Below are 24,574 nucleotides of genomic sequence, written 5' to 3'. Positions count from 1 at the left end.
CCTACATTAGCAATTCAAATGGTTGTTCAAGCACTTTTTTAAGGTCTGTTAAAAAGGCTGCTGCTGGTGCACCATCTACCACTCGATGATCAAATGATAAACTGACGCCCATCATTGGCCGCACCTGAATTTCTCCATCGATCACTACAGGTTTTTCTTGAATGCGTCCAACACCTAAAATCGCCACTTCCGGCTGATTAATAATTGGGGTAAACGTGTCAATGGCATACATCCCTAAGTTACTAATGGTAAATGTAGACCCTTTCAACTGGTCTGGTAGCAGCTTTTGATCGCGAGCATTTCGACCAATTTCTTTTGCTTCTTTTGTGAGCTGTTTCAGCCCTTTTTGATTTGCATGAGAGATGACCGGAACCATTAAGCCGTCTTTCACAGCAACCGCAAGACCAATGTGCACATCCTCATGGAAATGGAGCTCATTTTGTTCAAACGTCATATTGATTTGCGGATGGCGCGTGAGGACACTGCTGACCGCATGGATGATGATTTCTGTAAACGACAATCTGTAGCCTGTCTCTTTTTCAATCGCTGGGAGCAGCTGTTTGCGCACTTCTTTTGCTTTTGTCATATCAATTTCACTTGTTAATGTGACGTGCGGTGCTGTAAAGGCACTTTGTGACATGCGATCTGCGATCACTTTTCTCATCCCGGCTAGTTTTTGTGTTCTCACTGGAGCAGCCTCTGCCTTTTGTGCGCCTGCTGCTTTTACGTCACTCTTCATGATTTTTCCGTGGACGCCAGAACCAGCAACATTCGCTAAGTCGATCCCTTCACGAGCAGCCACTTTTCCTGCAAGTGGTGATATGCGCTGGCCTTCCTCGTTCGTATGAAGGGCCGCTTCGACATCCCGTTTTTGAATTCTGCCTTTTGGTCCTGTACCAGATACTTCGTGAATGGCTACTTGGTGATCTTTTGCCGTTTTTCTCGCTGCAGGTGTTGCGCGTACTTTCTCATTCACCGTTGGTTCAACGTCAGTCGAAACAGATGGTTCAGATGGTGATGACGTTCCGCTGTCTTCAGAAGATGCTTCATCTGACTGCGCTGGCGGCTCGCTCGGTACCTGCTCATTTGCCTCTCCGATATATCCAATGACAGCATTGACTGGAATCTGATCATCTGCTTCGTAATATTTCTTTAGAAAAACGCCATCATCATAGGCTTCAACCTCGATATTGATTTTGTCTGTCATAATCTCAAATAGAGGCTCACCGATTTCAACCGAATCTCCTTCTTCTTTAAACCATTGAAGCAAGGTACCGATCTCCATCGTACTGCTTAGCTTCGGCATAAATATCTCTTTTGGCATGATCTTCTCCCCCTTTACTTAAGAGCGCACGAGCTCTTTTGCTGCTTCAATAATATCTGGCACTTGTGGAATGACTGCTTTTTCCAGCGTTGGGTTGTACGGTATTGGAACGGCAAGACCGCCAAGTCGTTTAATAGGTGCATCTAAATAGTCGAAGGCTTCACTTTCCGCTATCATACTCGCAATCTCTCCGCCGTAGCCGCCTCGTTTCACTGCCTCATGCACAACGATACATTTGCCTGTTTTTTTCACAGATTCAATAATGGTTTCTTCATCTAATGGGACGAGCGTTCTCGGATCAATGATCTCGACATCGATTCCTTCCGCTTCTAGTTCCTTCGCTGCTTCGAGCGCTTTGTGCACCATAATGGCTGTTGCGACAATTGTGACGTCCTTTCCGCTTCTCTTCACATCCGCTTTCCCTAAAGGAATCGAGTACTGCTCTTCTGGTACTTCACCAATTGTTTTATATAAAAGCTTGTGTTCATAGAAAATGACAGGGTTGTCATCATCCATTGCTGCTTTTAAAAGTCCTTTTGCATCATAAGCTGTTGAAGGCTGAACCACCTTTAGTCCAGGAATATGAGCCATCCACGCTTCTAAGCTTTGGGAGTGCTGCGCTGCGGCACCTGTCCCGGAACCTGCTGGTGTTCTGACAACAAGCGGCACTTTCCCTTTTCCGCCAAACATGTAACGTGTTTTCGCTGCTTGGTTTACAAGCTGATCCATTGCAATTGTAATAAAGTCAGAGAATTGTAGTTCTAAAATCGGACGCATCCCTGTCAAAGCCGCTCCGACTGCGCCTCCTGCGATGGCAGCCTCTGAAATCGGCGTATTGCGGACGCGTTCTGGACCGAATTCCTCGATCATCCCGCGCGTGACACCAAATGCGCCACCGTATACGCCGATATCTTCACCTAAAATGAAGACATCTTGATTTTTTCTCATTTCCTGACTCATTGCTTCTCGAACGGCTTCTAAATATGAAATCTCTCTCACTGTCGTGTTTGTCACGTGATTCCCCTCCTAATTAGGCGTATACATCCTCTAATAGTGTGTCAATTGATGGTTCTTTACTATTTTTCGCAAATTCAACAGATGCCTCGATCTCTTGCTTCGCTTCTTCTTGTAAACGAGCAGCCTGTTCTTCTGTCAGAACATCTAGCTCCATTAAGAGTGACTTAAAGCGTTTAATTCCGTCTTTTTGTCTCCATTCTGTCTCTTCTTCACGTGTACGGTATTTTTTCGCATCACTCTTTGAGTGACCCTTCCAGCGATACGTTTTCATTTCAATGAGTGATGGCCCTTCTCCAGCTCTTGCACGGCTTACCGCTTCATCTACTGTATTCATGATTTCAACCATGTCATTTCCATCAACTGTTTTCCCTGGCATTCCGTAGCTTTTGGCTCTTGTTGAGATGTCTTCAATGTTGATCATTTCTTTCACAGGACCAGACATGCCGTATTGGTTGTTTTCACAAATAAACACAACAGGTAAATCCCAAATGGAAGCAAGATTCAGCGCTTCATGGAAGCTGCCTTCATTTGTAGCGCCGTCTCCGAAGAAACAAAGGACCACAAAGCCTTCCTTTTTCATCTTGGACGTGAGCGCCGCACCAGTTGCAAGCGGAATACCGCCGCCAACAATTCCATTTGCCCCAAGGTTTCCTTTTTCTAAGTCGGCAATATGCATGGAACCGCCTTTTCCTTTGCAGTAACCTGTTTCACGTCCGAATAGTTCAGCCATCATTTTATTGACCTCTGCACCTTTTGCAATACAGTGACCATGTCCGCGGTGTGTACTGACAATCTTATCTTCATCCTTTAACACAGCAATAGACCCAACAGCCGATGCTTCCTGTCCAACACATAAATGGGTCGTTCCATGGATTAATCCTTTAGCAAAGAATTGATCGACCTTTTCATCAAAATATCTTACTAACCACATTTGTTTATATAAATCTGCTAATTTCTCATGACTAATCTGTTCAGGCAAAGTGATTTGTTTTTGCATTTCTTCTCTCCCCTTTACATTTGTTCTTATATGTTACATTTGTAATTATCATACGTTTAACTCTCATTGAAGTCAAGTATTTCCGTTTATTTTTTAAGCGTTTTCATCTTTTTTCAGAAAAAAAGAGAAAGGCAAAGCCCTTTTCCAAAGACCTTCTCTTTCTCTCCATCTCGTACATTCTCATTCATCTGGATACATCATGATTTTGACGCTTTCACCTTCTGGATGCCTAGCGCATTCTATCGCCTGACGAAGCTGACTTAATGGATATCGATGCGTCACCATTTTTTCTGTATGAACGACCTTTGCTTTTAAGAGCTCTAGCGCTTCACGATAATGGTATGGATGCGACGAATAAGCTCCGACTACTTTCACTTCATCATGGAAAAAACGTTCTGCTGGAATGGAGACATCCCCTTTCGGAAAGTGAGCAAAGACCAAAATCGTTCCGCCTCTTGCAACAGCTTGAAATGCTTCTTTTAAAAGCGCACTGCTCCCCACAGAAATAATGACAAGATCCGCTCCCTTTCCATCTGTTTCTTTCATGACGCGGTTTTCTACTGGCTCAGATGCTGGATGAAAAGCGACGTCCGCCCCAAGATTTCTTGCTTGAAGGAGCCTGTTCTCATTTACGTCTGTGATCATCACTTTTCCAGCCAAATAATATTTGGCAAGCTGTAATTGAATGCAGCCTATTTGCCCCGCTCCAAGAATCAAGACCGAATCTCCAGGATGAACGGGCGCCCTTTCAAAGCCGTGAAGACAGCAGGCAACCGGTTCGACCATCGCTCCTTGTTCATATGAGACGTCATGTGGGAGCTTGCCCATTGTATGCTTCACATGTAAAGCAGGAACACGAATATATTCCGAAAAACCGCCCGGCTCTACATTTGTGGCTGCAAATTGCGGGCACATTGTATAAAATCCTCTTTGACAAAAGTCACAAGTGAAACAAGGGACATGATGCGCTACATACACCCTGTCTCCCGTTTGAACATGTGTGACGTGACGGCCTGTTTCGATAATGTCACCAGCGATTTCATGCCCTAGCACTGTGCCAGGAGGTACCGTCTCATGTGTCGCTTTATAAATATCCGTCCCGCATAACCCGCAGGCACGCATTTTTAATAATACTTCATCATCACCAATGGCTGGCCGCTTCCGCTCCTCGTAACGAATGTCCTCTGAAGAATAAAAGACAGCTGATTTCATTTAGCCGCATCCTCCTTTTCATCACATGTCGCAAGACTCTGCAAGGATTGAACGAGCTGCTTGTACTCACTCATCTCACTTGAGATCCAGTAGCGTCCGCCAAATATTCGCGCAGGTCCCACTCTGACATATACTTTCCCGATATGAGGATATGGTTTTAAAAACAATGTTCCTTTAATATCGGACACGGCATATGTGTGCCACCTGCCAAAAGCACCTATTTTCAGCTCATCTTCACTAATCATGATATTCGTTGGCTGATTCAGGCCAGTGATGCTAGAAAGCATAAGGATAGGCAGCGTATAGACACCTAACACAGCTAATGGCTCAGGTCCTGCCGACATCAACGTATAAAGAGACCAGAAAAAAAACACACATATTAACAAGGCCGGAAGGAAAATAGAAAACATGGCAGACGTTCGGCTATAAGCATGCTGCTGCATGAGAGCTCCTCCTTTCAAATGACATGGAAGGAGCTTTCGCAGCTCCTCCACGCAATCATCGTTCACTTAATATGATCGATAATTTTTTCAATATCTTCTTCAATGCCAAATCCCGTTAAAAAAGATAACGTTTGAATCACAGGCGTTCCTTTTGTATCACTAACAGGCGTTGTCGTCACAATTAAATCAGCACCCTCCGCTTTCTGCGGAACCTCAGATGCCTTACATTGTTCAACGATGACATCGTATCCTTTTTCCTTTAATGTCTCTTCTACCTTTTTTGCCACAACCGTTGATGTCGCAACTGCCGTTCCGCAAGATACTAATATTTTTTTTGCCATGAGAATCCCTCCAGCTCGTTTATTGATCTTTCTGATCTAAGCCCATTTCTTTTGCATACTGCTTTTTAATATCATTTCGCACCCAGTACCAAAGAAGCGCATATGCCAGTGCACAGATAATCGCTGCAATGAAGTAAGGATTGCTCGGATCAAGAAGTCTCACCATGATCCAAGGAATGACGTGTGAACCAAGATCGATACCAGAGATCATATTTGCCCCTTCTGGGAAGTCGAAACCAACTGCTTTCCCCATTGTTGTGGCGAGTGGTGCAAGGTTCGTTGCAATGAAGAAGACAATCATTAAAGTAAAAATACTGTTAATGAGGCCGCGAATAATATTCCCACGAGCGGCAGCTACTGCCCATACCACTGTAAATGGCAGAACCGATAAGTCTGCAAACGGCAGCATACCATTGTAAGGAAGGACAACAGCGAGCAAAATGGTGATTGGCACCATCAAAAGGGCTACAGCCATATTCGCTGGATGACCAATGACAATCGCTGTATCCAAACCAATATACACATTTTTTCCAGGGAAACGCTTTTGAATATAAGAACGAGCACCCTCAGAGATTGGAATAAGTCCTTCCATTAATAAAGCAACCATTCTTGGCATTAACACAAGCACTGCAGCCATTTGAATTCCAAGGGTCATGACACCTTTTGCATCATAGCCACCAAGAAGACCAATAATGATACCAAGTATAAGACCCATCACAAGCGGTTCACCAAAGATGCCAAAACGTTTTTTCAAAGTTTCTGGATCCGCATGAATTTTGTTTAAACCAGGGATTTTATCAATCACGCGGTTTGACGCATACATCAGCGGAGCGAAGTTGACCGTTTCAGCATGAGCCATCGATACGCCTTTTAATCCGAAATGGTGTTCAATCGTCGGTGCCGTCCAATCGGCTAGTTTTAGTGTAATCGCAGAAACGATTAAACCAACGGCAAGAGCTAAGAACATATTATGATAAGCGTAGTAAGTAACAGAGGCAGCGAAAATCAAATGCCAGAAATTCCAAATATCCACATTCAATGTTTTCGTAAAGTTAACAGACAGCAAAATGACATTTAACAAAAGCACAAGAGGAATCATCAAAGGGGCAACAGGTGTACCAAATGAAATGGCGGCTCCAATCGGCCAGCCGACATCTAAAATATCAAGCTTTAATCCAAGAGAATTGACCATGGCTTTGGCTGCTGGTCCAAGACCGCTTACAAGTAAATTAATGACAAGATTGACCCCGACAAATCCAATTCCGATGGTAATACCTGCACGGAAGGATTTTTTAAATCCTTGCCTTAAAATCATACCGAATAACGTCATAATAATTGGGAGCATAATTGTTGGCCCTAAGTCTAAGATGAAATCGACGGCTTGCTTGATCATACATCCACCTCCTGATTTTAAATAAAGCGCTTACATTATGTCGTGAATAGCTATTGGTTTAATTCTTTTTGAAGTACATCAACTGCTTCTTCATACGATGTCATGTGAGATAAGCTTGTCATTACTTCTTCTTTTCTGAATAGCGTCATCAGTTTCTCTAACATCACGAGCTGCTTACTAGGTTCAGAGATTGCCAGAACGAACACAATTTTGGCTTGAACTGTCTCATGAGGGCTTCCCATCTTATGAAAAATAACAGGTTCCTTTAATGTCGCTACACTGATCGCCGGTTTGTTTACATGTTCAGGATCTGTATGGGGAATGGCTACCCCAAAGGTCGCAAGAGGAAGACCGGTCGGATATGTTTTTTCTCTTTCAAGCACTGCTGGTAAAAAGCTCGATTTAATATACCCTCCAGTTTCTAATCTTTCTGCTAAATAGGCAGTCACCTCCTCACTTGAAGATGCTTCGTATTGCAGCTCAATCAGCTGTTGATCTAACTCAAACAAGCTGTTCAAACAACCACCCCTTTCATTTGGTATAAATATGAACACATGTAACAAAAAGAATGAACATTTTAAAATAGAACCTTTTGTAAAGCGCTTACAAATACATGTTTTATAAAATGTTCAATACTGTTACCTTTGTAAAGATATTATAATATTCGAAATTATAAGTCAATGTTCCTAGGAAAATTTTTATAAAAAAAGATGCAGCTTTTTGCCGCATCTCTTTTATTACATCACATCAACTTCTTGTTAAATATGGCTTCCTATATCTAAAAATTCAGCTACAAAAAGGTTGTCTGTCTGCTCTGTCATTTCTTTTTTTGTGCCGATTTTTTCGATTCTGCCCTCATTCATCACCACAACACGATCAGCGATATCAAACGCTTCTTCTTGATCATGCGTCACAAAGATGGTCGTCATTTGAAATTCTTGATGAACTTTTTTCAGCCAATGTCTTAAGTCTTTTCTCACCTTTGAATCTAGTGCACCAAAAGGTTCATCTAAGAGAAGAGCTTTCGGTTTAACGGCTAGAGCACGTGCAAGTGCTACACGCTGCTTTTGTCCACCTGACAGCTGCTCTGGATAACGGTGTGCATACTGCGTTAATTGAACGACTTTCAGCAGCTCATGCACCCGCTCTTTGATGTCTTTTTTAGGCAGCCTTTCTCCTCTAGGTTTCATCTTCAATCCAAAAGCCACATTATCAAATACCGTCATATTTCGAAAAAGCGCATATTGCTGAAAGACAAAACCAATTTGACGTTTTCGCACTGGAATGTGAGTATAATCCTGTTCTCCAAATAAGATCTGTCCTGCATTCGCATCATCAAGCCCTGCAATAATTCTTAATAAAGTCGTCTTACCTGATCCAGATGGTCCTAGTAAGGATATTAATTCCCCATTTCCGATCGTCAAATCCACGTTTTGCAAAACCTTCGTCTGCCCAAATTGCTTTGATATTTGTTTCGCTGTAATCCCCAAGGCTGATCCCTCCATTTATTTTGAACGCTTGCCAAGCCTGTGATCTCTCTGCTGAATGATCTGCTTGATGATTAATGTAATGACCGCTACAAACGCCATGAGAGAGGCCACAGCAAAAGCCGCTTGGAATTGATACTCGTTGTATAGAATTTCTATATGAAGCGGCATCGTATTCGTCATTCCGCGTATATGACCAGATACAACCGACACTGCACCAAATTCACCAATTGCCCTAGCCCCTGCTAAAATGGCGCCGTAAAAAAGGGCCCATTTTATATTTGGAAGTGTCACAAGGAAAAAGGTCTTCCACCCACTGGCACCAAGCGTAAGCGATGCTTCTTCCTCATGAATGCCTTCATTTTGCATAAACGGAATTAACTCTCTCGCAACAAAAGGAAATGTCACAAAGATGGTCGCAAGAATCATCCCCGGTACAGAGTAAATCACTTTCCATCCATTTGCTAAAAGCCACGGTCCTAAAAGTCCATTTGAACCAAATAAAAGTACAAATACAAGTCCTGCAATGACAGGTGACACCGCAAATGGAAGATCAATGACAGTCGTTAACAAACGTTTTCCCGGGAAATGAAATTTTGTGATGAGCCAAGCAGCACTGACCCCAAAAATCATTTGAAGCGGCAATGTGATCATCACAATGAAAACAGTCAATTTAATTGCCGCAATCGTGTCTGGATGTGAGATGGCAAGAAGATAAGAACTCCATCCTTTCTCAAAAGCCTTTGAAAACACAGCAATCAACGGCATGAGTAAAAACAAAATCAAAAAAGCATACACCACACTAATCAACATACGCTTCACCGCTTTTGATTCCGTCACAGGACTCCTGTACTTGATGCGGTGCTCTTTAAGAAGCTCCCTTTCCAATCGTCTCACCTCACTTCCACTTGTTTTTTCCGCTCGACAAACCACTGCAATCCGTGAATCAATAACAAAATGACAAATGATAAGAGCAGCATGAAACAAGCAATGGCTGCGGCACCTTGATAATCATACTGCTCAAGCTTAGACATGATCATCAGTGGTGTAATCTCTGTTTTAAACGGAATATTTCCCGCTATAAACACAACGGAGCCATATTCACCGAGTGCTCTTGCAAATGCAAGAGAAAATCCAGTCATTACCGCTGGAAACAAGGCAGGCAGCAGTACATGAAAAAAGGTCTGTTTTCTTGTAGCACCAAGTATGGCTGCGGCCTCTTCCACTTCCTGCTCAAGCCCCTCAATGACCGGTTGAACCGTTCTTATGACAAATGGAATGCCAATAAAAATCAGTGCCAAAATAATACCGAGCGGGGTGTAAGCCACCTTCACATGCAAAAATTGCCCAATCCACCCATTCGGAGAATATAGAGTCGTCAAAGCGATGCCAGCCACTGCCGTTGGAAGAGCAAACGGCAAATCGATGAGGGCATCCAGGATGTTCTTTCCTGGAAACGAGTACCGCGTGAGAACCCATGCGATCAGTACACCGAAACCTGCATTGATGAGTGCAGCTGCAAAAGAAGTCGTAACCGTAAGCTGCAGCGACTTTAGCACCCGCGCATCACTAAAGACATTCCAAATTCCTTCTGCTCCTAATGAAGCCGTCCAAATAAATACCATAGATAAAGGAATCACGACAATCGCACTGACATAAACAAGTGTCACTCCGAGACTCAGCCCGAATCCAGGCAATACACGTTTTCTTTTATTGGCGGCAGCACAGCCTTTCTTCATCACGTCGCCCCCTATTTTTGTCCGCTATATATTTGATCAAATAATCCGCCATCATCAAAAAATCTTTTCTGCGCCTTTCGCCATCCGCCAAATGCCTGATCAATGGTCACCATATCAATCTCTTTAAATTGATCTTTATATTTGTTTAGCACTTCTTGATTTCTTGGTCGATAATAGTTTTTCGCCGCAATTTCCTGTCCTTTTTTAGAATACAAATAATCTAAATAAGCCTTTGCCACTTTCTCTGTTCCTTTTCGTTTCACATTTTGGTCGACAACGGCAACGGGCGGCTCTGCTAGAATACTAATGGAGGGACTGACAATCTCAAATTTGTCTTTGCCTAATTCATGCAGTGTCAAATAGGCTTCATTTTCCCAAGCAATTAACACGTCACCAAGACCGCGCTCGACAAAAGTTGTTGTGGCGCCACGAGCACCTGAATCGAGCACCTCGACATGTTCATATAACTTTTTCACAAAATCCTTCGTTTTTTCTTCATCCCCATGAAAGGTTTTATCGGCATATGCCCATGCGGCTAAATAATTCCATCTTGCACCGCCTGACGTTTTTGGATTTGGTGTGATGATAGATACACCTGGCTGAATCAGGTCATCCCAGTCTTTAATATTTTTGGGGTTTCCTTTCTTCACAAGAAACACAATCGTAGACGTATAAGGTGTGGACTGATTTGGAAATTCTTTTTGCCAATCCTTTGAAAGTAGCCCTCGATCTGCAATGGCATCAATGTCGTACCCAAGAGCAAGTGTAGCCACGTCTGCTTCGAGTCCATCAATAATCGATCTCCCCTGCTTACCCGATCCTCCATGAGACTGCTGTATCGTCACATCTTCACCGGTTTTGTCTTTCCAATAAGTCTGAAAGGCTTGATTGTATTCCTGATACAATTCACGTGTAGGATCGTATGACACATTCAACAGCTGAATCTTTCCCTTTTGATTTGAGGCTTCATTCGCATTTGAGCATGCAGCACTTGTGATGATGAAAAGTGTGATCGCAATAGAAATCCATATCCATTTTTTCACGTTATCCGCTCCCTTTCACATTGAATAGTGACACCAACCTTGCCGTTTTCAGTTCTATACGCAAAAAAGGCTCTCAGCGATTGAAGTACAAAAAAGTCCTGTACGTCAATGCCAAGAGCCTTCGGTTGTCCGATCAGCTAAGTATGATTGATGTTAGTCTATATATTATTCAAACTATTCACAGGTGTCAACTATGTTTTTATTATAATGAAAAAAAGAAACGCCGTCTTGATGAGGCGCTTCTTTTCCCGGGAAATGCTATTGATCTGCAGCTACCTTTAGATTGACACCAACAGCAGTTCCATTTCTCGTTGAATCAGCTACTCCAGTGAATGTCCCTGCTATTCGATCAATCAGTAAAGCTTGCACATTCCCTATATCAATAGGGGAACTGCCAAACTGGTGACCCATATCATTTAACTTTGTTCTTACATCTAGAGGGACACCTACTTCATAACGATACGAAGTTAAGCTGTTTGTGTAGATTCTTGGCTCTTCTACCGCATCCTGAAGCTCCATGTCATATTCAAGTAAATTGAGAATCGTCTGTGAAACAGAAGCAATGATCGTCGTTCCACCAGGAGATCCAACAGTCATGACAGGCTCTCCATCTTTAAAAATGATCGTCGGTGTCATACTTGATAATGGACGTTTATTTGGCTGGACTTCATTTGCACCGCCAGGTCGTGCATCAAAATCAGTTAGTTCATTATTTAAGAAAAATCCATACTCTGGAACAAGAATCCCTGTACCAAATAATTGTTCAATGGTAGTGGTGAATGACACAACATTTCCCCACTGATCTGCAACAGTAAAATGGGTCGTCTCACCAATGGTTTTATCTTCTGGCTGAGGAACAATTGGGGATGGATTTTTTTCATCCTCATATGCCCAAGGATCTCCTTCTTTCGGGCTGCGATTCATTTGATCTAATTGAATGAGAGAGGCTCTTTCTGAAATGTAATCATCGTCTAGTAGTCCTTTTAGTGGAACATCTACGAATTCGGGGTCGCCGGCATATGCGGCTCTGTCAGCATAGGAGAGGTGCATTGTTTCAGCAAGCAGCTGATATTTTTCGAATGATTTGGGGTCATACTGAGACAGGTTAAAATGGTCAAGTATTTTGAGAATTTGTAGCATAAACACCCCGCCTGAGCTTGGTGGAGGCATGCTTGCAAGCTGATATCCTTTATAGTCTCCCCAGATTGGCTTGTCAGTCTTGACTTCATAACGTTTGATATCTTTTGAAGTCATCGTCCCGCCAAAATCTTGAACTGTATTTGCAAGTGCCTTTGCTACTTTTCCTTCATAAAATGCTTTGCTTCCTTTTTTCGCAATGAGTTTAAATGTTTTTGCAAGACCTGGCTGGACAAGCAGATCTCCTTCTTCGAGCGGCTGATCATTCGGAAGAAAAATTGGCGCTGCGGCCGTTTTTTTCAATTTTCCTTGATGATCATCAATCGCTTTTGCCAAGACAGAATCAATTTCAAAACCATCTTCTGCAAGTTGAATGGAGGGCTCAATCAATTCCTTCATAGAACGAGTACCCCACTTATCTAATGCAGCTTCAAGACCTTTTACAGTCCCTGGAACACCTACCGCATTTCCATGTGTAGATCGCTCAGCAAATGGAATCACTTTTCCATCATCTGTTAAAAACATGTCAGGTGTTGCGCCCTGTGGTGCTCGCTCTCTGCTATTGATGATGGAAGTTTCCTTTGTTTTCCCATCATAAACCATCATAAATCCGCCACCGCCAATTCCAGACATCATTGGCTCTGTTACGTTAAGTGCGTACTGAATGGCAACAGCAGCATCCACTGCGTTCCCACCTTTTTTCAATACGTCAGCACCAATCTCCGATGCAAGCGGATGTGCAGTAGCCACCATACCATCTTTGCCAACAGCTACTTTATTCCCATGAGTTTCGTTTGCAGTGACTTGGCTGACCGGCAGGAAAAACGAGAAAACAAACAGACATATGGACAAAACAGTTAGAGAAATGCGTTTCATGAACAACACCCCTTCCATATTCTTACTTTGACCTTACCGACTTCTTGACCAGAATACAATAGATTATTCTAAAATTTCAAAATTTTTCATTCTATCATCCTATATCTGCCAATCAAAACGCATGTTTTCAAAACATATGACATGCACATCTTGTAGTAATAAAGACATGCGTTTTCCAAGTTTGAAACTTCACGATATAATAAACTCATAACAAAGGGGGAAAAAGGATGAACCACAAAAGCACTTTATTTTGGGAATCTTATTGGGAAGAAAAATCAGGAAAAACTCCTAATCACGCCTCTGTTTCTGCTTGGGCATTTGGCGCAGATCCAGATCACTTGCTTGACCTTGTACAACAAGGAAAAAAAACAGCCACTTGTTCTGGATACCTTTTTTACGAAAAAGAACAAGAGCCGCTTCCAAAACCCGGTCAATATGCGGTCATTTTGGACAGCAGGGAGGAACCAAAAGCCATCATAGAGATCACACAAGTAGATATCATGCCAATGAATGAGGTTCCTGAATCATTTGCAAAAGCAGAAGGTGAAGGCGATCTTTCATATGACTATTGGTACAAAGAACATGAAGAATTTTTCACAGAAGCCCTTAAGCCGTACGGATTAACATTTAAGGAAGATATGCTTCTTGTTTGTGAGCGGTTTAAGCTTGTTTATTCAGCTTCTTAACGTTTAAGCGGTGCCAAAAATGGTCCGCTTTTTTGCTTTCTTTTCCCCTTTCTGAAAAAGGTGAGTTGAGATCACATCTTTAGGTCAGAATAAGATCAAATAGAAAAAGTGAAGAAATTTTCGACTACACCTGTTTTTTTTCGACAAAAGAATATATAATTATTTGATGTGTGCATTGTCTCATTTATACAATGGAGGGTTTTTACATGTTAAAAAGGAAAAAAGACAAGTTTTCCGTCTTGTTAACGGAAATTGCTAAAAATTTAGATGAAACTGCTGAGTATTTTGTTAGCTATAAAGTAACAAATCAAACCACTCTGAAAGAATTTTCTGACACATTGAAGGAATATGAGACAAAAGGTGATAATCATGTTCATACCATGATTAAAGAGCTGAACAAAGCCTTTATTACACCGATTGAACGTGAAGACATTCTTCAATTGACGAATAGCCTCGACGATGTTTTAGACGGAATTGAGCATTTTTCAGCAACTTTAGAAATTTATTCAATTACAAGCTCTGACGAACATATCGACAAATTCAGCCACTACATCAGAGAATGTGCGAAAGAAATTTTAACGACTATTGAATTACTGGCTGATAATCGCTTGAAAGATATTCATCCGCACGCAATCAAAATTAAAGAGATTGAGCATAATTGTGACAATCTTCACCGCAAATCACTAAAGAACTTGTTTGGAAAAGAAACAGATCCAATTAAGGTCATTCAATACAAAGAAATTTACGAAACACTTGAAGAAATCGCAGATTCCTGTCAAAGTGTTGCCAACAATCTAGAAACAATCATTATGAAGAATGCGTAACGGGGTTAGTTAAACATGGATACATTACTCATCCTTACCATACTTATTGTCATTTGTGCACTTGCTTTTGATTTCATTAACGGATTCCACGATACAGCAAATGCCATTGCTACTTCTGTTTCAACAAAGGCGTTAAAGCCTAGACATGCTATTATTATGGCAGCGTTTATGAACTTCTTAGGAGCAATGACATTTACAGGTGTGGCAAAGTCCATTACAAAAGACATCGCAGATCCTTTTACACTTCAAAACGGATCTGTCGTCATTTTGGCTGCTTTAATTGCAGCGATAACTTGGAACTTGCTTACTTGGTATTACGGGATTCCGAGTAGTTCTTCACACGCACTGATCGGATCAATTGCAGGAGCTGTTATTGCCTCTGCTGGTTTTGGCGCTTTAAACTATTCGGGATTCATTAAAATCATTCAAGCACTATTGCTTTCACCTATCCTGGCTTTTGTTTTAGGATATATCGTGTATACCATTATCAAAATTATATTCCGAAACAATAATCTCGCAAAAACAAATAAACAATTCCGACGTGTTCAAATTTTAACGGCTGCACTGCAATCGTATACTCACGGAACAAACGATGCGCAAAAAGCGATGGGAATTATTACGATGGCTTTAATTGCAGGTAATTTGCATACAACAGACGACATTCCTTTCTGGGTACAATTCTCTTGTGCGCTTGCAATGGGACTTGGTACGTCTATTGGCGGCTGGAAGATTATTAAAACAGTCGGCGGTAAAATCATGAAGATTCGTCCAGTAAACGGAGTATCTGCAGACTTAACGGGTGCAGCTATTATCTTCGGTGCAACATTTATTCACTTACCGGTTAGTACCACTCACGTGATCTCATCTTCTATTCTAGGTGTAGGTTCTGCACATAGAGTAAAAGGAGTCAACTGGGGTACGGCAAAACGTATGCTTGTCACTTGGGTGATCACATTACCGATTTCGGGAACTCTAGGGGCACTTATATACTTTGTGTTAAATGCGATTCTCTAATATCAAAGACCTGTCTAACAGGTCTTTTTTTATTTGTTTGCATTCTTAAATGCTCTTTTTCTGCAAGCCATTTTTTCATGAAGCAGGGTTTCCAATCATATCCATAGAAATAAATAAGTATCCATCTGTCTATGGGAGAGAAGAACATGCTATTATTTTTTCAATTGACTGTTTGGTTATTGCTAGGTGCTCTTGCTGTATATGTATTTGCGGTATGGCGCTTTGAACAAAAAGTAAAAGAAAAGATGTTTGCGATTCGTAAAACGTGGTATTGGATTTATGTAGCGGGTGCTGTTGTGTACTGGACATATGACCCTGCTTCAATCTTCACCGATTGGATGCACTACCTGATTATTGCTGTTTTTTTCGCATTAACTGATGCCTTTATTTTCCTCAGCTCCTATATTAAAAAACTCGGTAATCATGAACTTGAAACCGACACCCATCAACTCCTAGAACAAAATAACGACCTGCTTCATTCTTACCTCAATAAACTAAAAACGTACCAATACCTATTGAAAAACGAACCGATCCATGTATATTATGGAAGTATAGAAGCTTATATAGAGGGAATTGAACGACTGATCTATTCTTTTGCAGAAAAAATGAATATTCAAGCAGTTCTTTGTCCTTATGATACGCAGGAGCAAAAAGATGACCTGCTGCGGACACTTGATCAGAGAGCGCTCATTCAAGCAAAGCTTGACAGGCAGGAAGTGTATTACGATGATTACGGCAAATTGGTTCTCATCCCGTTTTCAGTAGCGGATGCACACTTTGTGATTAAGCTGACCTCTGAGGATATTGTCACTGAATTCGACTATTTATTAATGACTTCACTTACAACGATTTATGACCTAATCTTGCCTGACGAAGAGGAAGGTGATGAAGATGGAACACGCACTTCAAGGGGATAATAACAATCGCAAGAAAAACCCATTTAAGATTTTAAAGAAAAAGCGCCATATTAGTATGGCTGATTACAAAGTAAGTCCCCATACGGAGCGTATTTTCAAAAAGAATGAACAGCTCCTAGATGAGTATAAAAATAAAAAAGCTTGATTACACTAAAGGACGCGGAACATCATCCGCGTCCTACTTCCGTTTTCACATCTACTTGCATACAATAAAACCAACTGCTGCAACGATTGAGGTGCCAATATGAAAAAGAAACTTAAACAATTGAGGTATGTTCAGTTTGCTGAATTTAAGCCATCCCCTTATATCTGCCGATTACATGAAAAAAGTGAAGCCGTCATTCAAGCGGCCAAAAAGAAAGACTCACTGATTTAATAGTTGAAGCAACTTCACTTTTGTTTTAGGACCGTATACTCCATCACTTGTTAGACCATTCATCAGTTGAAATCGCGCGACGGCATTGGCTGTTTTTTCCCCATAAACGCCATCAATGCCCTTATCTGCAGCTGTTTTGTCAGGATAAAAATACACAGCAGCAAGCGCTTTTTGGACGAGACGTACATGCTCCCCTTTTGTCAGAGGTGATGTCACCTTTAACACCCCATCCGGCAGTTCATAACTGAGCTTTTCTTCTGCATGATAAATCTTGAGAACTTGTCCAACTCGAATCATGTTCGGGTCACTAATCTGATTCCATGTCTGTAAATCACTCACTGTGACACCATGGGCTTTGGCAATACTCGTTAGCGTATCCCCGCTTTTCACCACATATGTGATCACCGTTTCCGGATCACCTGCAGTCTCAATTCCTCTTTTAAATTCATCCCATGTAGCTAGCAGCAGACGTGGACATGTTTTTCCTGACCAATGCTGATGCGTCACCACATTTGCTAATGGAATCCCATGTTCTTTTAAAAGCTTTTGAATAAGCCACTGGGCATGTTTGACAGCTTGTTGAAAGTTTCCATCTTCGTTTTCACAAATTTCAATGCCAATCGATTTTCGGTTGCCATCTCCATGTCCATCCCCAGCATGCCACCCATTTTCATTTAAAGGGAGATGCTGAAAAATTTCTCTGTCATCCACTGTGAAGTGCCAGCTTACCTCTGTTGTTGAGCGTTTGACATATGCCGCATGACTTTTTGCGTCAGCTCCCTTAGATGTATTGGCTGTGTTATGCACAGTTACATAAAGCGGCGTCATAGCATATCCTGGCCGATTTCCGTTTCCAACTGGAATAAAATCTTGATAAATTTGTACCATGTTTTGCACTCCTTTTTGCTAAATTGATGTTTGATCTTGCTCATCAATCGGTGGCAAACGTAAGACAAATTTGTTTGTTTTCGTCATAAGACTATGGTAAAATTTGAATTCAATCGCCATTTTATCTTTATAAAAAAACAGAATAAAAACAGGAAAAACTTCCAATTTTCTTTGATTTTATGTTAAAATTGTTAAAAACAAGCCGATATAAAAAGTAAGCGATAGCTTTATTAGCCATTTAGTCCTATATGGACTTTTCTTTTACGGCAAAAATAGAACATACGTTTGTATGGAGGTTTTGACATGACTTATTTTTTAACCCATTTAGAAGAAGATATTAAACGGTTATACACTCAACTGCAAATAAGCGGCCCTGCCTATGTAGACATGCATAGGATCGCAGCTGAATTTCATGTATGGGTACACTACGAGGATACTGGCAGCATGATGATCAAACATCAAGGTCTTTACAGTATTATTTTAAACAGAGCCTTATCGTCAGAAGAACAGTGGCAGGATTTCGCCCACGAGCTTTGTCATGTGCTGAAGCATACAGGCAACCACTTTAACATGCACAAGCTCTTTCGAGAACTGCAAGAGTTTCAAGCAAAACAATTCATGTATCACTTTTGTGTTCCGACTTTTATGCTGCTGCAAATGACGCTCCCAAACCTTAGGCAGCAAGCCATTTTGCATATTGCTCAAACATTTCATGTCACTCGGGCTTTTGCTGAAAAACGGCTTGCTCTATTTGAACAGCGAAGAGCCGGCATTCAATTTCAAAAAGAATTTACTTCTTATTTAATGAGAGCCAGCAAGGTCGCAGAAAATGAAGCTACATATCAAACAAAAGCGTCAGCACACGTGACGTCAGAAGTTTATTCATAAAGGCTTAACACTTGTTTCAGCGCATTTGTGTATTGATAAAATTGTTCGGTTTGTGTATCACGCCTACGGCTCCGCCTAAAGTCTTGAAAGAAAGCTCTTCTCTGAGCTTGGCTAATTTCAATTTGAACACTTTTTCCTGTGAGGCATTGATTATTAATATTTTGAGGATGTGTTCCAGCAAATTGATCCGATTCAGATAAAAGCAAGGCATGGAAGCCATTTTGTGTGAGACACTTCACTGTTTCAGCAGCTTTTTCCCTGTCGGTACCGCCAACTAAAGTTTGTAGGACCTCTGTTTCTCCATAGCCGTGGAGTGCAAATGTATAATGATGTGTATGCACTTGAGAAAGACAAATCGGCTCATCAAAACGTGTGCTCGTAATATGAAGAACATGATTGCCTTTCACTTTAAGGCCCTCGAATAAATACATAGAATAATCGGTTGCTACTTCATGGACCAGCTCGCTCACGCCAGATTCAATTCCGCCCGCATGAGGTGACAGGACGAGAAGCTGATCCCCTTTCCGCTGATGAAGAATTTGATAGTCGATCCCTTTTCTTTCATGAGCGGAAAGCTCTTCATAATTTTGATACGTATCTATGATTTGATTCATTCCATCTGCCCCATTTCTCTATATGAGCATAAGTCTACTGATCGCAAATTCTTTTGTAAAGTGTTTTCGAATGACCAGTGTGATCTGAATGCATCCTTAAATTTTCCTTATCTTTACGGGCTAACTGTTGAATGTTGAGAAAAAATGACCGATAATTGAAATGAATAGAACTTTTGGACTATATGAATCTTTTTGTAATCTCTCTCATATATTAGAATATTGCGATCTACACCTGGAGGAATTCATGTTTAAAAAGAAAACCACCATCACCCTTACCATCTTATGTCTTAGCTTCGCCGGAATTATTTACTGGAAATGCTTCTCTCTTCAAGGCGTGTCTCACGGCACATTCATCCGCTCGATATCATCACCTGATGGAGCCTATACCATTAACACATATCGACATAGCGGAGGAAAGCTAAAAGAGAATGCGGTCAGAGCAGAAATTGAAAACAAACTCACCCATCACAAAAAAACAATCTACTGGAAGTACCCTGATAAAGATCCTCTGATTAAATGGGAAAATGCACAGCTCGTTCAAATTGGACATGAGTTTTTAAATGTGGTCAAAGGTGAAACATACGATTATCGCTTTGATCAGAAAAACAGAAAATAACGAGCCAACAAAAAAACGAACCCTTTTTGGATTCGTTTTTTACGTTAACATCGCCTTTTGCATAAATTCTTTCATTTCTTTACTAACCATCGTCAACCTATCTACAATTTCACTAAACTCCGTCACTAATAAAGCTTGTTCTGAAGATGACCCTTTCATATGGCCCATACTCTCAAGTAATGTATGTATATTAGAGGAAATCCCTTGCAATGAGCTTTCTATGTTTTCTGTTGCACGTGAGGTTTCGCTTGAGAGCTTTTGAACCTCGCTCGCTACCACACTAAAACCCGCTCCCTCTTTCCCTGCCCTGGCTGCTTCAATTGAAGCATTCAATCCTAGCAAACTCGTTTGTTTAGAGATACCTTTGATCATTTTTGTAATATCTGAAGTTTTTTTCGAGCTTTCAAGTGTTTGCTGTGTTTGGAATGTCATTTCCTCACTTGTCGCAGAGAGCTCTTCTGAATGAGCCGCCACCACATGTACTTTTTCTTGAATACTTTGAATGATGTCGTTCAATGACTCCATATACGCCTCAAGTTCTATTTGATTTTTAAGTGGAAAACCTAAAGCGATTGCACCAATGACTTGTTGATTTTCATCGAAAATCGGCAATCCCATTGCATTTAAAGGCGTCCCATACACCGATTCAGGTACGAATGTACTTGATGTTTCTCCTCTAAGCGCATTTTTCATATTCTGATCATCTGGTTTAATGGGATCTCCTGTCCGTATTTGAAAATCCACATCTTTTGATGGCAAATACAGCAAGAATTTTTCTCAATCAATGACACCCATCGTCACTTCATCTTTTAAAATCTTCATCATATAAGGTGCTGCGGTTACAATACTCTGTAGTATATCCATTCTCTCTACCCCCTTAATGTATTTATCGGTCATTCCTCTCAAATTTGATTATTATTTTTTAAAAATAATGATCAAGATTGAAGTTTTTTTCATATTTACGAGTAAAAAGTATGCCAATTCCTTTCTATATTCAAAAAAACAAGAATTTGCTATACTTAGAAAATCAACATATGATGAAATGGTCATGTAACCATTTTATATATTCACTGGAGGCGCATGTTGTGACACAACCCATGAAGTATGAGCGGGCGATCGTCATCGGAGGCGGAATAACGGGAATGCTCGCTGCAAAGGTTTTATCAAGTTTTTACCTTGAAGTATTGATTATTGAAAAGGACGAATTGCCAGACTCTCCTGAGAATCGTCTTGGCACGCCTCAAGCTTTTCATCCACATAGAATGCTGCCACTAGGCAAACAAATAGTGGAACGTCTATTTCCTGGTTATACAAAAGAATTACTCGAAATGGGCGGGTACAACACATGGCATCAGACATCTCGATTTTTGACAAAAGATGGCGAGTTAGTACTCACCGATACTGAAGAAACAGCTGTCACACGACGTGCCATGCTAGAGTGGGTGCTGATGCAAAGAATGTTACGTGAGGAACGTGTTCAATTTTTAGAAAAACATGAAGCGATCGCTCTTCTTTTTGAAGAAGAAACGACTAAAGTGAGTGGATTACAGGTCAAAGATCGGAGGATAAAGCCTGGAATCATCAACAAAATAAGTGCGGACTTAGTCATTGATACGTCTGGAAGAATGTCTAAATTGCCAAAATGGCTGAAAAGCGCAGGGCGAACCTTGCCGCAGACAGATGAGCTAATCGTGTCTCTTGGCTATAGCACAAGATACTACCAAATACCACCTGAGGCACCGAATCTGGAACCAATGGTCATCCTTGGACAGCCAAATAAGAAAATTCCAACAGGACTGTTTGAACGAGTAGATCATGATTTAGTAGCGGTTCTTCTCTCAGCAGCTGGCGGCTCTCATTATCCAACAACGGACGCTGATCAGTTTGATGCAGAGACCGCTAGGCTGACCAATCCCTCGATAGCAGAAGCCATCACTCATTTAATTCCCTATACGAAACCAAAAGGATTTAGAGTTCCGGCTTGTGTCAGAAACCACTATGAACAAATGGATGATTGGCCAAGCGGCTTATTGGTCATGGGTGATGCCTTATGCACATTAGATCCAATACATGGTCAGGGAATGACAAAGGCAGCTCTTGAGGCACAGACACTTGAGCGTATGCTCAAACAAGCACAAGAAGATGAGCTTATTTCTTTTGAACGGCATACCTTACAACAAATGCAGCACGCCAATGAGCTTGGCTGGTGGCTTTGTGCAATTGCGGATATGGCTTGGGAAGGCGTCGAATTAAAAGGAACCCCCATTCCCCATCTGACATTTGTACAAGAATTTTTCAATTATTATGTACAATATGCCGTTCAAACAAAACAACCTAAATGCCTTGAGGCGTATCATCGTATGCATTCGTTCTTAATAGAACCGAGAAAAATCATCAACCTAGAGCAGCTGCAAGACATGATTCAAGCTGACTCCACTGGTGAGGTCCGCAACTGGTGGCAGAGGTGGGATCAAAAAAATGATGAATTAAATCGAGCTTTCTTCTATGAAGCTGTTCCAGATTTTCAATTACATCTGTTGCTAAAATTAACATAAAAAAAGCCCCTCAACGGGGGCTTTTAATTAACGTAATAATTGAAGTACGTTTTGTGGCTGTTGATTCGCTTGTGCAAGCATTGCTTGAGACGCTTGAGAAAGAATGTTGTTCTTAGTGAACTCACTCATTTCTTTCGCCATATCAACGTCACGGATACGAGACTCAGCAGCTGTTAAGTTTTCAGCAGAAGCACCAAGGTTGTTGATTGTGTGCTCTAGACGGTTTTGGACCGCCCCAAGTGATGAACGTTGTTTAGATACAGCGCCGATTGCCGCATCAATTTTTTCAATTTCAGTATCGAAATTGAAGCCATCAACACTTACATCAATATCTTTAACTGTTAATGTTTCTGCATCCATTTTACCAATTTCAACAATAATATGTTGTTCCTTGTTCGCACCAATTTGGAATTGGAATCCGTCTGTAACATCTCCATTTAAAAGGTTCTTTCCGTTAAATGCTGTGCGGCTTGAGATACCATCAATCTCTTCAACAAGTGCTTTAATCTCATCTTGAATCGCCGTTAAATCCTCAGTCTGCTGTGTACCTACGTTACCCGCTTGAACTGTCAACTCACGCATACGTTGAAGAATCGCATGTGTTTCAGTTAATGCACCTTCAGCTGTTTGAATAAGAGAAATACCATCTTGTGCGTTTTTAGACGCCATTTCTAACCCCCGGATTTGTCCACGCATTTTTTCAGAAATCGCAAGACCTGCTGCGTCATCTCCTGCACGGTTGATACGAAGACCAGAAGAAAGCTTCTCCATGTTCTTTTGCCCTGCTCCATTATTTGCAGACAAACGGTTCAGTGTGTTAAGTGCTGCGATATTGTGGTTAATTCTCATATTAAATGACCTCCATGTGTTTGAACCAATTAGACATCCATGTCCAAAAGTTCTAAATTAGAATTTTTTTGTAAGCCTTACAATCCATTTATCGAACTTTAATGGAATATGTTTAACAAAAAAGGAATAAATAAGGAAAAAGTCTTATTCATTATGATTGTTTCGCTAGAGTATGCCAAATTTAAAGGTCATTTTTCATGATTTATCAGAGGGATTTAAGAATCATAATTAAGGAGAAAAAACGAAGAAAAAACGGCATTAAAAAAAGCCCCATCAAGGGGCCTTTCATTAACGTAGTAATTGAAGTACGTTTTGTGGCTGTTGGTTCGCTTGTGCAAGCATAGCTTGAGACGCTTGAGAAAGAATGTTGTTCTTAGTGAACTCACTCATTTCTTTCGCCATATCAACGTCACGGATACGAGACTCAGCAGCTGTTAAGTTTTCACCAGAAGCACCAAGGTTGTTGATTGTGTGCTCTAGACGGTTTTGAACTGCACCAAGTTTAGAACGTTGATCTGAAACTTGTTTAATTGCATTGTCAACGATATCTAGTTGATCATCGAAACTAGTTGTTGCAAAATCAGTTACTTTAATAGCAGATACTGTTTTAGTAGCGTCAGTTGGATCTGTTCCAATTTTATCAGCAGACATCGCTTTGATGTTCACATCTAATTTTTGAGCTTTGTTTGCACCAATTTGGAATGTTAATGTATCTGTTTCAAAGTCGCCATTCAACAATTTTTTACCGTTGAATTCAGTACGATCAGAAATTCCATTTCCATCCGTTCCGCCACCGATTTCTTTGATAAGGTTGTTGATTTCCTCTTGAATTGCACCAAGATCTGTATCGTCTTGTGTACCCGTGTTTCCAGCTTGAACCACTAGTTCACGAACACGTTGAAGGATTGAGTGAGTTTCAGTCAATGCACCTTCAGCTGTTTGGATAAGAGAGATACCGTCTTGTGCGTTTTTAGAAGCCATTTCTAGTCCGCGGATTTGTCCACGCATTTTTTCAGAGATTGCTAGACCTGCTGCGTCATCTCCTGCACGGTTAATTTTAAGACCAGAAGAAAGTTTCTCCATGTTCTTTTGGCTTGCACCGTTGTTTGCAGACAAACGGTTTAATGTGTTAAGTGCTGCGATATTGTGGTTAATTCTCATTTCCTATTACCTCCATGTATGCGGGACCTGACAGACGTCCTTGTCTGAAAAAAGTCCTTTTTTCTAGGGTCTATATACCCTGACAAGTGTATTATCGGTTTATTTTATAGGAAGTTTAACATTCTTTAATATTTTTTATCGCATTTTAACATATTCAGTTTTATGAACTGTATGAAG

General features: G+C 41.0%; 26 protein-coding genes and 1 pseudogene. 9 read left to right on the top strand and 18 right to left on the bottom strand.

Annotated elements, in window-relative coordinates:
• Position 1: 1 nt before the first annotated feature.
• The 13 genes from ES896_RS10845 to ggt all read right to left on the bottom strand — a co-directional run bounded on the left by ES896_RS10845 (position 2) and on the right by ggt (position 13,009).
• On the bottom strand, positions 2 to 1,324 hold the full coding sequence (locus ES896_RS10845) for a dihydrolipoamide acetyltransferase family protein (RefSeq protein WP_135226795.1): 1,323 nt from the start codon (positions 1,322 to 1,324) through the stop codon (positions 2 to 4).
• Between the two features lie 18 nt (positions 1,325 to 1,342).
• Complete coding sequence (locus ES896_RS10840; protein ID WP_026050078.1) at positions 1,343 to 2,323, bottom strand: alpha-ketoacid dehydrogenase subunit beta; 981 nt, start codon at positions 2,321 to 2,323, stop codon at positions 1,343 to 1,345.
• 31 nt (positions 2,324 to 2,354) lie between these two features.
• Positions 2,355 to 3,338, bottom strand: a complete 984-nt coding sequence (gene pdhA / locus ES896_RS10835; RefSeq protein ID WP_041092295.1) for a pyruvate dehydrogenase (acetyl-transferring) E1 component subunit alpha — start codon at positions 3,336 to 3,338, stop codon at positions 2,355 to 2,357.
• A 180-nt stretch (positions 3,339 to 3,518) separates the two neighbouring features.
• The gene (locus ES896_RS10830) at positions 3,519 to 4,550 is read right to left on the bottom strand and encodes an alcohol dehydrogenase catalytic domain-containing protein (protein WP_017367078.1); all 1,032 of its coding nucleotides are present in this window, start codon (positions 4,548 to 4,550) and stop codon (positions 3,519 to 3,521) included.
• On the bottom strand, positions 4,547 to 4,993 hold the full coding sequence (locus tag ES896_RS10825) for a hypothetical protein (RefSeq protein ID WP_135226794.1): 447 nt from the start codon (positions 4,991 to 4,993) through the stop codon (positions 4,547 to 4,549). Before ES896_RS10825 ends, ES896_RS10830 begins: the two co-directional genes overlap by 4 nt.
• 62 nt (positions 4,994 to 5,055) lie before the next feature.
• Complete coding sequence (locus ES896_RS10820; protein ID WP_008346262.1) at positions 5,056 to 5,334, bottom strand: PTS sugar transporter subunit IIB; 279 nt, start codon at positions 5,332 to 5,334, stop codon at positions 5,056 to 5,058.
• 19 nt (positions 5,335 to 5,353) lie between these two features.
• Complete coding sequence (locus ES896_RS10815; RefSeq protein ID WP_035700436.1) at positions 5,354 to 6,727, bottom strand: PTS galactitol transporter subunit IIC; 1,374 nt, start codon at positions 6,725 to 6,727, stop codon at positions 5,354 to 5,356.
• 50 nt (positions 6,728 to 6,777) lie between these two features.
• Complete coding sequence (locus tag ES896_RS10810; RefSeq protein ID WP_008346265.1) at positions 6,778 to 7,245, bottom strand: PTS sugar transporter subunit IIA; 468 nt, start codon at positions 7,243 to 7,245, stop codon at positions 6,778 to 6,780.
• Positions 7,246 to 7,485: 240 nt separating this feature from the next.
• Entirely contained in the window at positions 7,486 to 8,217 is a 732-nt protein-coding gene (locus ES896_RS10805) for a sulfate/molybdate ABC transporter ATP-binding protein (protein WP_008346267.1), read from the bottom strand.
• 15 nt (positions 8,218 to 8,232) lie between these two features.
• Positions 8,233 to 9,102: a sulfate ABC transporter permease subunit CysW gene (cysW, locus tag ES896_RS10800; RefSeq protein WP_081114899.1), complete on the bottom strand. Its 870-nt coding sequence runs from the start codon at positions 9,100 to 9,102 to the stop codon at positions 8,233 to 8,235.
• Between the two features lie 5 nt (positions 9,103 to 9,107).
• Positions 9,108 to 9,953, bottom strand: coding sequence for a sulfate ABC transporter permease subunit CysT (gene cysT / locus ES896_RS10795; protein ID WP_135226793.1), 846 nt, complete (start codon positions 9,951 to 9,953; stop codon positions 9,108 to 9,110).
• 11 nt (positions 9,954 to 9,964) lie between these two features.
• Complete coding sequence (locus ES896_RS10790; RefSeq protein ID WP_135226792.1) at positions 9,965 to 10,996, bottom strand: sulfate ABC transporter substrate-binding protein; 1,032 nt, start codon at positions 10,994 to 10,996, stop codon at positions 9,965 to 9,967.
• A 258-nt stretch (positions 10,997 to 11,254) separates the two neighbouring features.
• Positions 11,255 to 13,009 (bottom strand): gamma-glutamyltransferase, encoded by a 1,755-nt coding sequence (ggt, locus tag ES896_RS10785; RefSeq protein WP_135226791.1) that lies wholly within the window; start codon positions 13,007 to 13,009, stop codon positions 11,255 to 11,257.
• Positions 13,010 to 13,236: 227 nt separating this feature from the next.
• Here ggt and ES896_RS10780 point away from each other — a divergent pair, with 227 nt between their 5' ends.
• The 6 genes from ES896_RS10780 (at position 13,237) to ES896_RS20405 (ending at position 16,826) form a co-directional block, all read left to right on the top strand.
• A complete protein-coding gene (locus ES896_RS10780; RefSeq protein WP_135226790.1) occupies positions 13,237 to 13,695 on the top strand; it encodes an ASCH domain-containing protein in 459 nt (152 codons plus the stop codon).
• Between the two features lie 206 nt (positions 13,696 to 13,901).
• Complete coding sequence (locus ES896_RS10775) at positions 13,902 to 14,519, top strand: DUF47 domain-containing protein (protein WP_017359157.1); 618 nt, start codon at positions 13,902 to 13,904, stop codon at positions 14,517 to 14,519.
• A gap of 15 nt (positions 14,520 to 14,534) precedes the next feature.
• On the top strand, positions 14,535 to 15,533 hold the full coding sequence (locus ES896_RS10770; protein ID WP_017359158.1) for an inorganic phosphate transporter: 999 nt from the start codon (positions 14,535 to 14,537) through the stop codon (positions 15,531 to 15,533).
• A 146-nt stretch (positions 15,534 to 15,679) separates the two neighbouring features.
• Positions 15,680 to 16,450 carry a type II toxin-antitoxin system SpoIISA family toxin gene (locus tag ES896_RS10765; protein ID WP_048001649.1) on the top strand — a complete coding sequence of 257 codons (771 nt, stop codon included), beginning with the start codon at positions 15,680 to 15,682 and terminating at the stop codon, positions 16,448 to 16,450.
• On the top strand, positions 16,419 to 16,595 hold the full coding sequence (locus ES896_RS10760) for a type II toxin-antitoxin system SpoIISB family antitoxin (RefSeq protein ID WP_008346289.1): 177 nt from the start codon (positions 16,419 to 16,421) through the stop codon (positions 16,593 to 16,595). The genes ES896_RS10765 and ES896_RS10760 overlap by 32 nt, the downstream gene beginning before the upstream one ends.
• A 99-nt stretch (positions 16,596 to 16,694) precedes the next feature.
• Positions 16,695 to 16,826: a hypothetical protein gene (locus tag ES896_RS20405; RefSeq protein ID WP_255201815.1), complete on the top strand. Its 132-nt coding sequence runs from the start codon at positions 16,695 to 16,697 to the stop codon at positions 16,824 to 16,826.
• On the opposite strand, the gene ES896_RS10755 is transcribed toward ES896_RS20405, so the two are convergent.
• Positions 16,815 to 17,714: an N-acetylmuramoyl-L-alanine amidase gene (locus ES896_RS10755; RefSeq protein WP_035700416.1), complete on the bottom strand. Its 900-nt coding sequence runs from the start codon at positions 17,712 to 17,714 to the stop codon at positions 16,815 to 16,817. The genes ES896_RS20405 and ES896_RS10755 overlap by 12 nt on opposite strands.
• Positions 17,715 to 18,017: 303 nt before the next feature.
• Between ES896_RS10755 and ES896_RS10750 the strand changes: the two genes are divergently transcribed.
• On the top strand, positions 18,018 to 18,602 hold the full coding sequence (locus ES896_RS10750) for an ImmA/IrrE family metallo-endopeptidase (protein WP_017359603.1): 585 nt from the start codon (positions 18,018 to 18,020) through the stop codon (positions 18,600 to 18,602).
• Here ES896_RS10750 and ES896_RS10745 read toward each other — a convergent pair.
• Positions 18,593 to 19,216, bottom strand: a complete 624-nt coding sequence (locus ES896_RS10745) for a poly-gamma-glutamate hydrolase family protein (protein ID WP_116306750.1) — start codon at positions 19,214 to 19,216, stop codon at positions 18,593 to 18,595. The two genes, ES896_RS10750 and ES896_RS10745, sit on opposite strands and share 10 nt — an antisense overlap.
• A 244-nt stretch (positions 19,217 to 19,460) precedes the next feature.
• Between ES896_RS10745 and ES896_RS10740 the strand changes: the two genes are divergently transcribed.
• Positions 19,461 to 19,832 (top strand): DUF5412 domain-containing protein, encoded by a 372-nt coding sequence (locus ES896_RS10740; RefSeq protein ID WP_046527518.1) that lies wholly within the window; start codon positions 19,461 to 19,463, stop codon positions 19,830 to 19,832.
• A gap of 39 nt (positions 19,833 to 19,871) precedes the next feature.
• Here ES896_RS10740 and ES896_RS10735 read toward each other — a convergent pair.
• Positions 19,872 to 20,696: pseudogene (locus tag ES896_RS10735) on the bottom strand (methyl-accepting chemotaxis protein).
• Between the two features lie 221 nt (positions 20,697 to 20,917).
• Between ES896_RS10735 and ES896_RS10730 the strand changes: the two are divergent.
• Complete coding sequence (locus tag ES896_RS10730; RefSeq protein ID WP_135226789.1) at positions 20,918 to 22,387, top strand: NAD(P)/FAD-dependent oxidoreductase; 1,470 nt, start codon at positions 20,918 to 20,920, stop codon at positions 22,385 to 22,387.
• 27 nt (positions 22,388 to 22,414) lie between these two features.
• Here the strand turns inward: ES896_RS10730 and hag (ES896_RS10725) are convergent, their stop codons facing one another.
• Complete coding sequence (hag, locus tag ES896_RS10725; protein WP_008346306.1) at positions 22,415 to 23,236, bottom strand: flagellin Hag; 822 nt, start codon at positions 23,234 to 23,236, stop codon at positions 22,415 to 22,417.
• A 288-nt stretch (positions 23,237 to 23,524) separates the two neighbouring features.
• Positions 23,525 to 24,397 carry a flagellin Hag gene (hag, locus tag ES896_RS10720; RefSeq protein WP_008346308.1) on the bottom strand — a complete coding sequence of 291 codons (873 nt, stop codon included), beginning with the start codon at positions 24,395 to 24,397 and terminating at the stop codon, positions 23,525 to 23,527.
• Positions 24,398 to 24,574: the final 177 nt, after the last annotated feature.

Source organism: Bacillus sp. 005/A4HT-01/001 (assembly GCF_004634445.1).
Taxonomy (GTDB): domain Bacteria; phylum Bacillota; class Bacilli; order Bacillales; family Bacillaceae; genus Bacillus; species Bacillus altitudinis.
This window is presented reverse-complemented; position numbering and strand designations above follow the sequence as displayed.

Bases quoted from the DNA above. Each gene is read 5' to 3' on its own strand.
- ES896_RS10845 (WP_135226795.1), bottom strand. From the start codon at position 1,324: ATGCCAAAAGAGATATTTATGCCGAAGCTAAGCAGTACGATGGAGATC.
- ES896_RS10760 (WP_008346289.1), top strand. From the start codon at position 16,419: ATGAAGATGGAACACGCACTTCAAGGGGATAATAACAATCGCAAGAAA.
- ES896_RS10765 (WP_048001649.1), top strand. From the start codon at position 15,680: ATGCTATTATTTTTTCAATTGACTGTTTGGTTATTGCTAGGTGCTCTT.
- ES896_RS10825 (WP_135226794.1), bottom strand. From the start codon at position 4,993: ATGCAGCAGCATGCTTATAGCCGAACGTCTGCCATGTTTTCTATTTTC.
- ES896_RS10780 (WP_135226790.1), top strand. From the start codon at position 13,237: ATGAACCACAAAAGCACTTTATTTTGGGAATCTTATTGGGAAGAAAAA.
- ES896_RS10770 (WP_017359158.1), top strand. From the start codon at position 14,535: ATGGATACATTACTCATCCTTACCATACTTATTGTCATTTGTGCACTT.
- pdhA (WP_041092295.1), bottom strand. From the start codon at position 3,338: ATGCAAAAACAAATCACTTTGCCTGAACAGATTAGTCATGAGAAATTA.
- ES896_RS10830 (WP_017367078.1), bottom strand. From the start codon at position 4,550: ATGAAATCAGCTGTCTTTTATTCTTCAGAGGACATTCGTTACGAGGAG.
- ES896_RS10820 (WP_008346262.1), bottom strand. From the start codon at position 5,334: ATGGCAAAAAAAATATTAGTATCTTGCGGAACGGCAGTTGCGACATCA.
- ES896_RS20405 (WP_255201815.1), top strand. From the start codon at position 16,695: ATGAAAAAGAAACTTAAACAATTGAGGTATGTTCAGTTTGCTGAATTT.
- hag (WP_008346308.1), bottom strand. From the start codon at position 24,397: ATGAGAATTAACCACAATATCGCAGCACTTAACACATTAAACCGTTTG.
- ggt (WP_135226791.1), bottom strand. From the start codon at position 13,009: ATGAAACGCATTTCTCTAACTGTTTTGTCCATATGTCTGTTTGTTTTC.
- cysT (WP_135226793.1), bottom strand. From the start codon at position 9,953: ATGAAGAAAGGCTGTGCTGCCGCCAATAAAAGAAAACGTGTATTGCCT.
- ES896_RS10755 (WP_035700416.1), bottom strand. From the start codon at position 17,714: ATGGTACAAATTTATCAAGATTTTATTCCAGTTGGAAACGGAAATCGG.
- ES896_RS10740 (WP_046527518.1), top strand. From the start codon at position 19,461: ATGTTTAAAAAGAAAACCACCATCACCCTTACCATCTTATGTCTTAGC.
- ES896_RS10775 (WP_017359157.1), top strand. From the start codon at position 13,902: ATGTTAAAAAGGAAAAAAGACAAGTTTTCCGTCTTGTTAACGGAAATT.
- ES896_RS10745 (WP_116306750.1), bottom strand. From the start codon at position 19,216: ATGAATCAAATCATAGATACGTATCAAAATTATGAAGAGCTTTCCGCT.
- ES896_RS10750 (WP_017359603.1), top strand. From the start codon at position 18,018: ATGACTTATTTTTTAACCCATTTAGAAGAAGATATTAAACGGTTATAC.
- ES896_RS10815 (WP_035700436.1), bottom strand. From the start codon at position 6,727: ATGATCAAGCAAGCCGTCGATTTCATCTTAGACTTAGGGCCAACAATT.
- hag (WP_008346306.1), bottom strand. From the start codon at position 23,236: ATGAGAATTAACCACAATATCGCAGCACTTAACACACTGAACCGTTTG.